Here is a 14,284-nt window from a genome sequence, read left to right on the forward strand (position 1 = left end):
GCGACTCACGGTGAGTTCGTGGTGAGCGCCTTCTCCTGGACGAACCGCTTGAAGAAAGCGGTCATGCGGTTCCACGTGTCCATCCAGATCCCGTGGAACATGGACTCGTGCAGATCATCGGGGATGACCATGAGTTCGTGGTGGACGTTGCGCGCGCGGAGGAGCTGCACGAGTCCCACCGTTTGCGCGAAGTCGACGTTGCGGTCGTCATCGCCATGCACGAGAAACACCGGAGACTTCCATCCGTCGATCGCCGCAATCGCGGATGATCGATAGGACACGGCGTTGGTGTCGAGGGAACTGCCCCAGAGGTGGACGCCGGCGAGGTCCGCTCCGGCCACGAAAAGATCCGAGTTGCGCGCGAGGGCCTGCGCGGTGAGCACGCCGCCGTAGGAGAGCCCCCAGATGCCGATGCGCGCCGGATCGACGTCGCTCCTGGCCTGCAGCCACTTCCCGGCCGCGAGGACATCCTGGTACTCGGCGTTCCCTCGACCACCGGTGCCCGGCGCGTTGCGGAACGACTTGCCGTACCCGACGCCGCTGCGGTAGTTGACCGACAGTACGATGTAGCCCTGCGACGCGAGGTACTGGTTGTACCCGTACGCCCAGTGATAGAACTGCATGTAGTGATAGCCGGGCAGCATCTGCCGCACCGGACCGCCGTGCACGAATACCATCGCGGGCCGCCGCTCGCCGGGCCTGAGGTCGGCGGGGAGAAAGAGCTGGTTGTGGATCTCCATCCCGTCGGACGACTTCACGATCACCACTTGTGGCGTCACGTGTGCCGCCGTCGGAAAGTCGCTGCCGAGCGTTGGGTAGAATGGTTTCGCCGCTCCGCCCGCGGCGGCGACGAGCGCGACCGACGCCGGCGTGCGTACGCCAAAGAACAACAGCGCGAGTTGCCGTCCGGATGCGAGGGGCTGCGGGTGCGTCTCGATGTCCGATCCCGTGGTCACCTGACGCGGTGTGCCGCCTGCTACCGGGACGGCCCAGATATGGCGGCGCTCGATGTCACCCGCATTCGTCGAGTAGTACAGCGTGCGTCCGTCCTTCGAGAGGGTCGCGCTGGTGGCATCCTCGATCATGCCGTCGGTCGTCGTGAGCATCACGGGCGCCCCCGGGGAGGACACGCTGAGCGCGTAGTAGCGATCCCACTCGTCGCGCGGGGCCGACATGGGAAAGATCAGGTGCCCGTCGGCCCATTGCAGGCTCGCGATGGACACGAAGACGGAGTCGCTCTTCGCGTTGTGCCAGAGTTCGCGCGCGGTTCCGTCGGCGACGCTGGCGATCATGACCGCCAGCGTATGGCCTCCGGTAAAGGTCGCGCGGCAGAGCCCCGGCGGCTCGGTACTCGGCCTGACGGCCGGCGCGGCCTGCTGGCCAAAACCTCCGGGACCACCCGGTGGCGTGTTCGCGCACGGCCCTCTCGACGTTCCCGGAGCGCCCGACGCCGGACCGCTGGGATTGCCGATGCTCCCGACGTTCTGCTGGCCCTGCGCACCGAAGGGTGTACCCGGCCGGCGCGTGAACGCGATCTCGCGCCCATCGGGCGACCACACCGGGGCATCATCGAAATCCACGCCCGGCGCCATGAAGGTGACGGTGCGCTTCTTCAGGTCGAGCACGCCGATGAACGAGTGGTTCTGCCGCACGCTTACGAAGGCCAGATGTGAGCCGTCGGGCGACCAGCGCGGTGAACGTTGCGTCCCCCATGCCTTGATCAGCGGTTTGAGCCCCCGGTCGACACTGTCCCTCGTGGCGGTGCCAATTCGTGCGGCAAAGACCTGGCCATCCTTCACGTAGGCGACCATGCGACCGTCGGGTGACAGCTCCGGAGCAGCACCGTCGACGACACTGAACGCGCCGCCACCGCTCGTTCGCGCGGCCCAGATGGCCCGTGAACCGCCATCGGGGTCGTGCGACGGATTCGCGATCCAGCCGTTGCGGTTGGGCGCCGAGCCGCGCACGAACACCACGACGCCGCCGTCGTCCGAGATGCTCACGTCGCTCACGTCGATCCCATCGTCTTCCAGGAAACGCGTCAATCGGGTCGGCCTCCACGTGGGCGCTGCCGCCGTGTAGACGTTCCGCATCCCGCGTTCGTAGGTGGTCCACGCCACCCGGTCCGCGCGACGAGCGCTCACCAGCTCGAGGGGCGAAGACGGCGACATGAACTGCTCCACCGTGGGCCGCTGCTGCGCAGGCAGCAAGGCCGGGACAACGACGAGGCCGACGAGGGCGAGGGAGCGGTGCATGACGACTCCGGCGAGGGTGGGACGGTCGCGCGACTCCTCAAGTTGTGAACGGTGACAGACTGGGGGTAGGTCATCGGCGGCGGCGGTGCGTACACGCCACGACTGATCCCCTGCCTCGCCTCCGGCGTGGCTCCTTCAACTGCTGCCCTGGGCGCCCTAGCTTTGGCCCGCCAACGTTGCTTAGCCCCGGGAATGAGGTCATGGATCAACCAGCGATCAGCCACCAGCTCGCGGCGTTCGTATCGACGACGCGCAGTGCGGACGTTCCGGACGCGGTCAAGGCGCACGCGAGCCGAGCCGTGCTGGACTGGGTCGGTTCGGCGTTGGCCGGTTCCCTGGAGGAACCGGCGCGTCTGGCGCGCGAGGTCGTCGGCCGCCTGGGTTCGAGCAACGATTCGACCGTCTTTGCCGGCCGCCGCGCCGCGGCGGCGGGCGCCGCGTTCGCCAACGGCGTCGCCACGCACATCCTCGAGCTCGACGACGTGCACAAGGGATCCACGCTGCACGCGGCGGCACCGGTCATTCCGGCGGCGCTGGCCGTCGCCGAGCGCGAGCACGCATCGGGCGAGGCGTTCCTCCTCGCGGTGACCCTTGGCTACGAGGTCGCGTTCCGGATCGGCGAGGCGGTGAATCCGAGTCATTACACCTTCTGGCACCCTACGGGTACGGTGGCCACCTTCGGCGCCGCAGTCGCGGCCGGCTCGCTGCTGCGGCTCGACGCCAACCAGATGCTGCATGCGCTGGGCAGTGCCGGCACGCAGGCGGCTGGGCTCTGGGAGTTCAATGTCGACGGCGCCATGAGCAAGGCGCTGCACCCCGGAAAGGCCGGCATGAACGGGATCCTGGCCGCCGATCTCGCGCGGGCGGGGTTTACCGGTGCAAGCCGCATCCTCGAAGGGCCCCGTGGCTTCATGCGCGCAACGACGGCCTCGCACGATGCCTCGCGCGTCACCGACGCGTTAGGCGAGCGCTGGACCATCGCCGAGAACTGCTACAAGATGCACTCCTGCTGTGGGCATACCCACTCGGCCATCGACGTGGCCCAGGAGGTGCGACGGGCGTACGGCTGGCGGGAGGAGCACGACGTGCTGCGGGCGGTGGCCTCGGTGGAGGTGGAGACCTACGCGCCGGGACTGGCGATCGTCGGGAATGACCGACCCACCTCGGCCTACCAGGCCAAGTTCAGCCTTGCCTACTGTGTCGCCGCGGCGCTGCTGGAAGGTCGCGTGGGGCTCGTCCAGTTCAGCGACGATCGCTTCGACGGGCGCGGCGTCAGGCAGGCCAGCATCGCCACGCTGCTGCCGCGCATCCGCGTGCGCGCGACCGACGAGCTCACCGCGCGATATCCCGCCGCATGGGGCACCCGGCTCACGGTCCTGCTGACCGGCGGAGAGCGCGTGGTACGGGAGGCCGACTACCCGCTGGGCAATCCGGAGAACCCGGTGTCGACCGATGCGCTGGTGGCCAAGCTCCGCGAACTCGTCACACCACGCTGGGGCTCCGACGTCGCGGCACGGGCCGTCGCGACCGTCGATGCGTTGCCGGAACAGGGCGACATGGCCGACGCCTTCGCCGAGCTCGTTCCCGAACACGTACCTGTGCATGCCTGACATCAACCCGAAGACCGCCGAACACACCGAACTGCGCGAAGGGGTCCGCGCGGCGTGCGCACCCTTCGACTCCAGGTATTGGCAGCAGGTCGAACGTGAATCCGGATACCCGGCCGCGTTCGTCGACGCTCTGACCAGGGGGGGCTGGCTCGCCGCCCTCATCCCCGAGGCGTACGGTGGTGGCGGCCTTTCGCTCGCCGAGGCGTCGGTGATCCTGGAAGAGGTGAACCGTTCGGGAGCCAATAGCGGCGCCTGCCACGCGCAGATGTACACGATGGGGACGCTGCTGCGCCACGGATCCGCGGCGCAGAAGGAGCGATACCTGCCGGCGATCGCGTCCGGCGCGCTGCGTCTGCAGTCGTTCGCGGTCACCGAGCCCACCACGGGCACCGACACCACGCAGCTGCGCACCACCGCCGTGCGGCGCGGGGACCGCTATGTCGTGAACGGGCAGAAGGTGTGGATCTCGCGCGTCCTGCATTCGGATCTCATGCTGCTGCTTGCGCGGACCACTCCACGTGAGGCTGCACACAAGCGAACCCACGGGCTGTCGGTCTTTCTCGTCGACATCCGCGAAGCGCTTGGCGGTGGCCTGCGCGTGCGACCGATCGACAACATGGTGAACCATGAGACCAGTGAACTGTTCTTCGAGAACGTCGAAGTGCCGGCGGAGAACCTGATCGGCACCGAAGGTGACGGGTTTCGCTACATCCTCGACGGCATGAATGCCGAGCGCATCCTCATCGCGGCCGAGTGCATCGGAGACGGGTATTGGTTCATCGATCGTGCACGCACGTACGCCAACGAGCGCGTCGTCTTTGACCGCCCGATCGGGCGCAACCAGGGCATCCAGTTTCCGATCGCGCAGGCTTACGCCCAGGTGCGCGCCGCGGACCTGATGCGGTGGGAGGGTGCACGGCTGTTTGATGCCGGCGCGACGTGTGGTGCGGAGGCCAACATGGCCAAGCTGCTCGCCGCCGACGCCTCGTGGCAGGCGGCCAACGTGTGTCTGCAGACGCATGGCGGGTTCGGGTTTGCCGCCGAGTACGACGTGGAGCGCAAGTTCCGGGAGACGCGCCTGTACCAGGTGGCCCCGGTTTCGACGAACCTGATCCTGTCCTACCTTGGCGAACACGTCCTCGAGATGCCGCGCTCTTTCTGACCACGCCCACGATGCCCGATCGACTGTCTCGCAGCATGCTGTTTGTTCCCGGCTCGCGGGCCGACATGATGGCCAAGGCGGCGCGCAGTGACGCGGACGCCGTGTGCCTCGACCTCGAGGATGCGGTGGCCGTCGGCCAGAAGGAGGCGAGCCGTAGCATGGTGGTCGAGGCGCTGCGCACGCTCTCGTTCGCCGGGCGCACGCGCATCGTACGCGTCAACGCTCTCGACACGCCGTTTGCATACCGCGACCTCGTGGACGTGATCGAAGGCGCTGGCGCGCACCTCGATCTCGTCATGCTGCCCAAGACCAGCGGGGCGCGCGATGTGCAGTTCGTCGAGACGCTGCTCACGCAGATCGAGGCGCGCTGTCAGTTGCCGCACCGCATCGGCATCGAGGCGCAGGTGGAGACCGCGGCCGGGTTCGTGGCGCTGCGCGAGATCGCGACGAGTTCCTCACGGCTCGAGTCGCTCATCTTTGGCTCCGGGGACTACGCCGCGTCGATGCGCATGCCGCTGGCGAGCATCGGTGAACCGGACGATCATGATGCGGCGTATCCCGGACATCGCTGGCACGCCGCGATGCACGGCATCGTGGCGGCGGCGCGCGCATTCGGGCTCCGCTGCATGGACGGGCCCTTCGCCAACTACCGGGACACCGAGGGGCTCGCCAGGTCCGCCGCCATCGCGCGGGCGATGGGCTTCGACGGCAAGCAATGCATCCACCCGGCGCAACTGGGCACCGTGAACGCCGCGTTCTCGCCGGGCGACACCGAGGTCGCCCATGCCCGCGCCGTGATCGACGCGCATGAGCGAGCGACGGCGGCTGGGCACGGAGCGATCGGGGACAACGGCGTGATGCTCGACGCCGCCAACGTGCGCATGGCACGCGCCACGCTCCGCGCGCACGACGCGGCCACGCGCCGCTCAGGAGAGGATCGATGACACCAACCGCGGGACGCAGCTACGAGGACTTCGAAGTGGGCATGGTGATCCGCCACGCCGTGGGACGCACGATCACCGACACGGACAACACCTGGTTCACGCTCCTCACCAACAACGGCAACCCGATCCACTTCGACCGGCACTATGCGGCGCAGACGGAGTTCGGCCAACCCCTGGTGAACTCGACGCTCACCCTGGCTCTCGTCGTCGGGCTCTCGGTGAGTGACATCTCGCGACACGCCGTGAACCTCGGGTGGACCGACATTGCGTTGCCCAATCCGGTGTTCGAGGGCGACACGCTCTACGCACAGACCGAAGTCCTGAGCGCCCGGGAGTCCAGGTCGCGGCCGCACATGGGCATCGTCGAAGTCCGTACGACCGGCTACAAGCAGGATGGCACGGTGGTGATCACGTACCGGCGGGCGATCCTGGTGTATCGACGCGGCCACGCGCCGGTCGTGCCAACGCCCGTCCCGTCCGAATGAACGACACCTTGCCCTTCGCGGGCCTGCGCGTGCTTGCGCTCGAGCAGGCCGTGGCGGGTCCGTTCTGCACGCGTCAGTTTGCCGACCTTGGGGCCGATGTCATCAAGGTGGAGCACCCCGTCGGGGGCGACGTCGCCCGGCGCTACGACGGCGCGATGCAGGGCCTGTCGGCCTACTTCGCGTGGCTCAACCGCGGCAAGCGCAGCGTGACCCTGGACCTCAAGGGCACGGATGGCCGGGCCACGATGCTCGCCCTCGTCGACGGGTGCGACGTCTTCGTCCACAACCTCGCGGCTGGCGCGATCGAGCGCCTCGGGCTCGACTACGATACCGTCGCAGCGCGCAACCCTCGCGCGATCTGGGTCCGCATCTCGGGATACGGCCCCGATGGCCCGTACCGCGAGCGCAAGGCGTACGACATGCTCATCCAGGCCGAAGCCGGCATCGTATCCGTCACCGGCAGTCCTGACACGCCAGCGAAGGCCGGGGTGAGCATCGCCGACATCGGCTCGGGGCACTACGCCTTCTCGAGCGCCACCGCCGCGCTCTACCGCAGGGAACGCACGGGTCGCGGCGCGCGCATCGACATCTCCATGCTGGAGTGCATGACCGAGTGGATGATGCCACCGCTCTACGTGCACCTGGGCGGCGGCTCGGCACCGCAGCGCACCGGCCTCCGCCACAACATGATCGTGCCCTACGGCGTGTATGCATGCGCCGATGGTCAGGTGCTGTTTGCCGTGCAGAACGATGCCGAGTTCGGCCGCTTGTGCGAGGGCGTCCTCGCGAGTCCCACACTCGCCCGGGACCCACGCTTCAGCGTGAACGCGGCGCGCCTCGCGCACCGGGACGCGCTGGAATCCCTCATCGAGGGCACGCTCTCTGCGCTCTCCGTCACCGACGTCATCGCCCGGCTCGAACGATCGGGGATCGCCAACGCCGTGGTGAACGACGTCGCAGGCGTTGCCTCACACCCGCAGCTGGCAGCACGCCGCCGCTGGCGCGACGTCGAGAGTCCGGTCGGAGCGATCCCCGCGCTGGTGCCGCCGCACAACATCATCGATGCGCCACCGGTGATGGGCCCGATCCCGCGACTCGGAGAACACGCGCCCACCTGGGGGCACCGCACCAATGACGAACACGCCCCACTGGTCGTGCTTCCAGCCGCGCCACGCTGATCGCCAGGCCGGATCCCCCAAGCCGCATCCCGGACGCGCGCGGCGTGACGGTGCCGCTGTCGATCGTGTCCCGGACAGCAGAGACGCAACCATTGCCGGATCACGGGGCCTGGGGAGTCTTCATCGAGCCCGGGTCGCGTCTCCAGAGAACGCGACTCGCGCGCCGCGCCTCAGCCCTCGAGCCGCTCGCGGCTGCGATCAGGGAAGGCCAGAATGAGCAGTGCGCCCGCGAGGAAGAAGGCCGAGGTCAGCGCCAGCGCCGAGCCGATGCCGACGCGCGGCAGCGTGGCAAGGAAGCCGATGGTGTACGGCGCCAGGGCACCGAGCCCGCGACCGAGATTGTAGGTGAGCCCCTGCCCTGTCGCACGCACGGGCGTCGGAAACAGCTCGGCCAGGAACGACCCGAACATGCTGAAGTAGCCGTAGCCGACGAACCCCAGGACGGGGCCAAGGATGAGGAGCACCATCGGGCTGCGCGCCATCTGTCCGTACAACGGCACCAGGATCGACGCGGTGACGAGGTAACAGATGAACGTCCGGCGTCGGCCGAAACGATCGGCGATGAAGCCGAAGGAGTTGTATCCGATGTAGGCCCCGATCTGCACGGGAATGATCCAGCCCGCCGACCGCACGATCGACATGCCGGCGCCCCCACGCTCCACCGGCGTGGCCAGGAAACCGGGGAGCCAGAAGAACAGGCCCCAGTTCGCGAACTGCACGAACGCGGAGAGCAGCGTCGCGAGCAGCGTCTTGCGCCGCAGCTCATCGCCCAGGAGGACCGCAAACGGATTCCTGCGCGGCCCGCTCGCTGCGCGACCGCGTACCCAGGCCTCGGGCTCGCGCACCTTGCTCCGGATCCAGAGCACGAAGAACGCGGGCACGACGCCAAGGACGAAGAGCCAGCGCCAGGCCGCGTCGCCTAACGGCAGTACATCGAGCACCACCGCCGCCAGCACGGCCGCCAGGATGTACCCCAGCGCCCACCCGGACTGCATGATGCTCACGGCCTTGGTCCGATGTTCCGCCGGCCACGTTTCGCTGACCAGCACGGCTCCCGAGGCCCACTCCCCACCCATGCCAAAGCCCAGCAGCACACGCCAGATCATGAGCTGCACGACGGTCTGTGACGTGGCCGCGCCGAGTGATGCAAAGGAAAAGATGAGGATCGTGGCCATCAACGCCCGCGTACGGCCCACCCGATCAGCGATGACCCCGAACACGATGCCGCCAACGGCCGAAGTGATGAGCGTGACCGTGCCGAGCAGTCCAGCCGTCGCATCGTCGAACCCGAAGTGCACCTTCAGCGCACCGATCGCCATGACGTAGATCAGAAAGTCCATGGCGTCGAGCATCCACCCGAGCTTGGCGGCCGCGAGTGCGCGCCACTGCTCGCGCGTGATGGTCCGGTACCACGCCACGGGGGCAGCGGCGGTCGTCATGCGCGTCGAGAGATCGGGGAACGAGGTGTCAGAATGCAGCCGAAGGTCATGTCAGAGCGACGGGCGCCGGCGGTGGATGTCCGTCGCAGCCTGGAACTGGTGCGCGACAGACAGGATGCGATCGTCGGCGTAGAGCGCACCCACGATCGTCGCGCAGATCGGCTGTGGTTTGAGCTCGAGTCGCTGCGCGGGTGGTGCGCCGCCTCCACCCTGCGGCTGAGCCGGCACGTCGAACTTGTAGGGAACGACGACGCACGGATGCCCGGTCTGCGCATTGGCCCCGATGTCGGCGGTTGGTGCGGCGATGAACATGTCGAGATCCTTCATGAAGTCGGCCCATTTTGCCACGAGCGCGTAGCGCCTTCGTTGCTGCTGCACAAAGTCGAGGCCGCGGACCATGCGTCCGTTCACGAAGCGGGGGTTCCAGTCGGCAGGCGCCATCGGGTTCGCGGGCGCACCACCTCCACCGGCTCCCGGACCTGCCCCGCCCGTGCCGGCCGGACGCGGCTCGGGCAACGTCGTGAGGTCGAGGCCGATCTCCTTCGCCTTTCGCTGCACGTATTCGTCGAACGCGGCGGCGCCCTCGACGCCGAGCCCGCTGCCGCTCCCCGGTACCGTTGGACGCGGGCCGATCTCGCGCGGCTCGAGACCGAGCGTGCGCAACGTCTCGACGAGCTCCTTTGGCGCGTTTGGGTCCACCCCGACGCGCAAGGACGCCAATCGGATCCGACGGTCGAACTGGAACGGCGTCGTCACCGTCGAGGGATCCCTGGTATCGACGCCATGGATCACGCTGAACACCATCGCGCAGTCCTCGACCGTGCGACACATCGGCCCGACGCGATCCATCGACCAGGCGAGCGTCATGCCGCCGTGGCGACTCACCCGGCCAAACGTCGGACGCAGCGCGCTGATGCCGTTGCGAATGCTCGGAGAAACGATTGACCCCTGCGTCTCGGTCCCGATGCTGAACGCGACGCACCCGGCCGCGGTCGCGGAGCCGGGCCCCGCCGACGATCCACTCGAGCCCTGCACGAGATTCCATGGGTTGTTCGTGCGCCCGCGGAACCACTGGTCGTTCTGCGCAAAAAGCCCCGTGGACAGCTTGGCGATCAGCACGGCCCCGGCGTCGCGAAGGCGCACCACGACCTCGGCGTCTTCATCGATGATGCGATGTTCGAAGTCCTTTGCGCCCCAGGTCGTCGGCACACCCTTCGTCGAGAAGAGATCCTTCACGCCGTACGGCAGCCCGTGCAACGGGCCGCGATAGCGGCCGGCCGCCAGCTCGGCGTCCATGCGCGCCGCTTCGGCAAGCGCCTGCGTCTCCATGATGGTGACCGCGCAGAGCAGCGTGGGGTTGAGCCGCGTGAGGCGATCCAGGTACAGGCGCGTCAGCTGTACGGACGTGATGCGCCGCGCGCGGATCAGCGCCGAGAGCCGGTGGGCGGGGAGGAAGCAGATGTCGTCGGGGCTGGTAGGCACCGCGCCGCTCCACTTCTCGACCTGGAACGGCGTGCGATCGAAGGCAGCGCGCCCACGCTCCCGCGCGAGTTGCTCCATGAGGGCACCCGTCCCCCCGGGATACGGCATGAACTGCAGGGCGGGTGCCTCGCCATTGCCTAACGGCAAGGGCGGCGCCTGTGGCGCCTGGAGCGCACCGCCTCCCTGGGCGCGACTCGTGCCCGCGAGTCCGAAGGTGGTGGCCGCGGCCGACACCAGCGACATCAGCATGAACTGCCGCCGATCGAGGCCACCGCACGCGTCGGGGTCGTGATCCATCGCGAGCAGTTCGGCTTCGGTGAGCGCGAGCAGGTCTTCGGGCGTCGTCACGAGTGGCTCCAGCGAATCGGGAAAGGAGGATGGAGCCGCCGGGGTCGCTACCCGAGCAACCCGAGGAGGATCCAGGTGAGCACGAGGATGACGAGGACGATGATGGCGCGCCTCGCCAGCGGTGGTATGATGTCCTTAGCCACCTCGCGCGCGACGGTGGCCGCAAAGGCAGCGTCGCTGGGCCGGTCGGTCAGGGTGGGTGCCACCGCATCGGCCGCCGCGGTGGCTTCTTCCGGGCTGCCACCGGCCAACGTCACCGACGCGGCGGTCGCGGCGCGTTCGCGCATCGCGGCATCGAGCCCCTCGAGGCTCTGCTTCACGATGGCTCGCGCGGACGTCTCGATCAGCCGCTGGCCAACCGCGGCGATGCGGCCACCAACCTGCGCATCGCTGGTGTAGGTGATCCGTGTCTGATCGCCCTCCGCGGCCAGCGAGACCGTGGCCACCGCCTTGACGAATCCCTGCTGTCCTTTGCCGTCGATCTGCATGCCGAACGAGTCAGGCTCGCGCAGGTCGCGCAGCTGCACGCGACCGCTGTAGTCACCCTGCACCGGCCCGATCCTGAGCCGGATCGCGCCCTCGAAGGTGTGGTCGTCGACGCGATCGAGCCGCTCGCACCCGGGGAGCACCGACGCCAGCACACGCGGATCCTGCAGCGCGCTCCAGACGATCGCGCGGGGCGCGGCAAAGACGTATTCACCGGAAAGGTGCACGAGGCGCGGGCGACAGGGGTGGACGCGTGCCGCACGTTATCACCCGCTACCGCGTGCGCGACAGGGTACGCCGCCGGCTCAGGCGATATTGATGATGTACACGGTGCTCTTGCCGCCAGCTGTGACCGTCACCGTGAACGACGTCCCGGCCACGCCAACCTTGGTGAGCGTGACCTCGAACTCGCCTCCGCCGAACGCATCGGTGCGTTTGGATCCGACCGGGACCACCGTCGCGATGGTGGTGTCGGAGGAGACCAGCGTGAACGGCACGCCAGCGGCCGGACGGCCGTTCGCGCCAAGGGCGCGGAACTTCCCGTTCACGGTATTGCCGCCGCCAGCCGCGACCTTGAGCGTGGGTGCCGGTGACGGTGGAACGGATTCGACCGTATCGACTGCCATGAGTGACACCGCGACCGTCGACGTGCCAGCCAGCCCACCGATCGCCCCGGTAACCACATGCGTCCCGGTCGTGATTGGGGTGAGGGTCGTGGTGGGCCCCGAGGTCGGCGTCAGGACGCCGAGGATGCTGTTGACCGACCAGGCGACCGAGCGGGCGCCGAGCGGATTCCCCTGCGCGGTGCCGATTGCATTCCCCGCCGAATCGACCGGCGTTCCCGTGAGGCTCACGCCCTGCAGCACCACGGTCGCGGCCTGCGACGGTGAGATGAGGACCGAGGCAATCGGGACGAGGTCGCTGTCGATCGTCAGCGTATCGGTGACCGCGGCGAGTCCGCCGCCTGACGACGCCGCGAGGCGCAGACCCGAGGTTGGGGTCCCTGCGGCGACGATCGTCGCGCTCCCCGGCATCTTGCCCGGCGTGACCGTGAGCAGCGTCGGATCGCTCGTCGACCACGAGAGCTGAGCCCCGGGGATCGGCGCCCCCGAGGCATCCAGCGCCTGCGCACTCACCGAGCGAGCGTACAGTGTGCCGAGGTGGATCGTCCCGCCGAGGGCGGCGATGCGCACCGCGGAGACCGTGGTGCTCACGACCGGAGGAACGACGCTCACTGCGGCGTCACCATGCACGCCATCGCTTGTGGCCCGGATCGTCGCGGTGCCGGCCGTCAGGGCCGTCACCAGACCAGCGGCGCTCACCGTGGCAATGGCTGGGGTGAGCGACGTCCATGTCGCGACGCGCCCCGGCAGCGGCGTGCCACGATCGTCCTCCATGACGACGGACAGCCGGATCGTGTCGCCCGGCGCAAGGGTCGCCGCCGAGGGAGACACCCGTACCGCCGCCACCGGGATCGGCATGATGGTCAGCGTCGACGTCGCGCGCTTTCCCTCGGACGTCGCCACGATGACCGCGGTCCCCGCCCCGATGCCGGTGACCACCCCCCCGACACCGACCGCCGCAATGCTCGGCGCACCCGATGTGTAGTTGATCGTCCGCGCGGGCAACACGTTGCCGGCCGCATCACGGGCTGTCGCCACGAGCTGCAGGGAATCGCCCGTGCGGACGCTCGCGGTCGTTGGAGTCAGCGTCACGCTCGCGACCGGCACCGGCACTACCGTCACCACGCCGTGGCCCGACTTGCCTCCAGCACTCGCGCGAATGGTCGCCTGTCCCACGGTCACGGCGCTCACCGTGCCCTCGTCGTCCACGGTGGCGATCGTCGGAGCATCGCTGCTCCAGTTGACCGCGCGACCGCCCAGCACCGTCCCCGCGGAGTCGCGGACCACCGCGATCATCGACGCCGTTCGGCCAACCGCCAGCGTCGCGCTGTTCGGAAACACGCTCACGCTCGCAACCGGCACGGCGGACGACGTCACGCGCGCCGTCCCCCGCTCGCCTTCGGCCGTCGCCGTGATCCGCGCCGAACCCACACCGAGCGCGGTCACCACGCCAGTGGACGAAACGGAAAGCACCGTCGGGGCATTCGACGACCAGGTCACGACGCGCCCCGCGAGCACGTTGCCCGTCGCGTCGCGCGCCTCGGCGTTGAGCTGTACCGACTGACCCACGAGCAGCGCGGCAAGATCAGGGGCCACCGTCACCGACGCGACCGGCGCGCGCTGCACGGATACCAGTGCGCTCCCCACGGCTCCGTCCACCTGCGCCGAGATGCTCACGGTTCCGGTGCCGACGCCGGTGACCATCCCTGCACCACTGACCGTGGCGACGGCGGCGTTGCTCGATGTCCATGCGAACACCGCGTCGGCGATGGTGTCACCGGCGGCGTTGAATGCTTCAGCCGCGAGCGACACCGAAGTGCCGACGCGAATGGTCGATGTCCCGGGGAGCACGCGCACCAGACTCGCCGGCAGCGCGGTGATCGTGACCGGCACGACGGCCGAGTGCCCTCCGGCGCTTGCGGCGACCTCGGTGACGCCGGCCGACACGGCGGTGACGATGCCTGACGCGGTGACCGTGACGATCGATGGATGTCGGCTCGACCAGAAGATCGTGCGATCCCGGACGACCGACCCGGCGGCATCCACGACGGTGGCCTCGATCGTACGCGCCTCACCCGGCCGCAAGCTCACGACCGACGGCGAGACAGTGATGCTCGCAACCCGGGATGACTCCGTGGACGCGTCCCCACAGCCGAGGGCGACCACCAGGAGCGTGGCCGGGAGGCCACACCGCGCCGTGTCAGCCAGCCAACCCGTACGCGTGGGCACTACCACCCCGGAGTGAGTGCGACGCTCTTGGCGGGAAGTGCAC

10 protein-coding genes are annotated in these 14,284 nt (G+C 68.7%); 5 read left to right on the forward strand and 5 right to left on the reverse strand.

From position 1 onward, the window contains the following. Positions 1-5 precede the first annotated feature (5 nt). Entirely contained in the window at positions 6-2,255 is a 2,250-nt protein-coding gene (locus IT361_14635; protein MCC6318912.1) for a prolyl oligopeptidase family serine peptidase, read from the reverse strand. A 200-nt stretch (positions 2,256-2,455) separates the two neighbouring features. On the opposite strand from IT361_14635, the gene IT361_14640 reads away from it, so the two are divergent. The 5 genes from IT361_14640 to IT361_14660 are packed head-to-tail and all read left to right on the forward strand — an operon-like array spanning position 2,456 to position 7,634. Beyond that, the gene (locus IT361_14640) at positions 2,456-3,865 is read left to right on the forward strand and encodes an MmgE/PrpD family protein (GenBank protein MCC6318913.1); all 1,410 of its coding nucleotides are present in this window, start codon (positions 2,456-2,458) and stop codon (positions 3,863-3,865) included. Then, a complete protein-coding gene (locus IT361_14645; protein MCC6318914.1) occupies positions 3,858-5,027 on the forward strand; it encodes an acyl-CoA/acyl-ACP dehydrogenase in 1,170 nt (389 codons plus the stop codon). The genes IT361_14640 and IT361_14645 overlap by 8 nt, the downstream gene beginning before the upstream one ends. Before the next feature lie 11 nt (positions 5,028-5,038). Further along, positions 5,039-5,971, forward strand: a complete 933-nt coding sequence (locus tag IT361_14650) for a CoA ester lyase (protein MCC6318915.1) — start codon at positions 5,039-5,041, stop codon at positions 5,969-5,971. After that, positions 5,968-6,456 (forward strand): MaoC family dehydratase, encoded by a 489-nt coding sequence (locus tag IT361_14655; GenBank protein ID MCC6318916.1) that lies wholly within the window; start codon positions 5,968-5,970, stop codon positions 6,454-6,456. Before IT361_14650 ends, IT361_14655 begins: the two co-directional genes overlap by 4 nt. Beyond that, positions 6,453-7,634 carry a CoA transferase gene (locus IT361_14660; protein MCC6318917.1) on the forward strand — a complete coding sequence of 394 codons (1,182 nt, stop codon included), beginning with the start codon at positions 6,453-6,455 and terminating at the stop codon, positions 7,632-7,634. The genes IT361_14655 and IT361_14660 overlap by 4 nt, the downstream gene beginning before the upstream one ends. A gap of 170 nt (positions 7,635-7,804) precedes the next feature. Here the strand turns inward: IT361_14660 and IT361_14665 are convergent, their stop codons facing one another. The 4 genes from IT361_14665 to IT361_14680 form a co-directional block, all read right to left on the reverse strand. Then, positions 7,805-9,073, reverse strand: a complete 1,269-nt coding sequence (locus IT361_14665) for an MFS transporter (protein MCC6318918.1) — start codon at positions 9,071-9,073, stop codon at positions 7,805-7,807. Between the two features lie 51 nt (positions 9,074-9,124). Beyond that, entirely contained in the window at positions 9,125-10,903 is a 1,779-nt protein-coding gene (locus tag IT361_14670) for an amidase (protein MCC6318919.1), read from the reverse strand. A 47-nt stretch (positions 10,904-10,950) separates the two neighbouring features. Next, complete coding sequence (locus IT361_14675; protein ID MCC6318920.1) at positions 10,951-11,616, reverse strand: carbon monoxide dehydrogenase subunit G; 666 nt, start codon at positions 11,614-11,616, stop codon at positions 10,951-10,953. Positions 11,617-11,694: 78 nt separating this feature from the next. Continuing rightward, entirely contained in the window at positions 11,695-14,241 is a 2,547-nt protein-coding gene (locus IT361_14680; protein ID MCC6318921.1) for an Ig-like domain-containing protein, read from the reverse strand. Between the last annotated feature and the right edge of the window lie 43 nt (positions 14,242-14,284).

This window comes from Gemmatimonadaceae bacterium, assembly GCA_020846935.1.
GTDB lineage: Bacteria > Gemmatimonadota > Gemmatimonadetes > Gemmatimonadales > Gemmatimonadaceae > RBC101.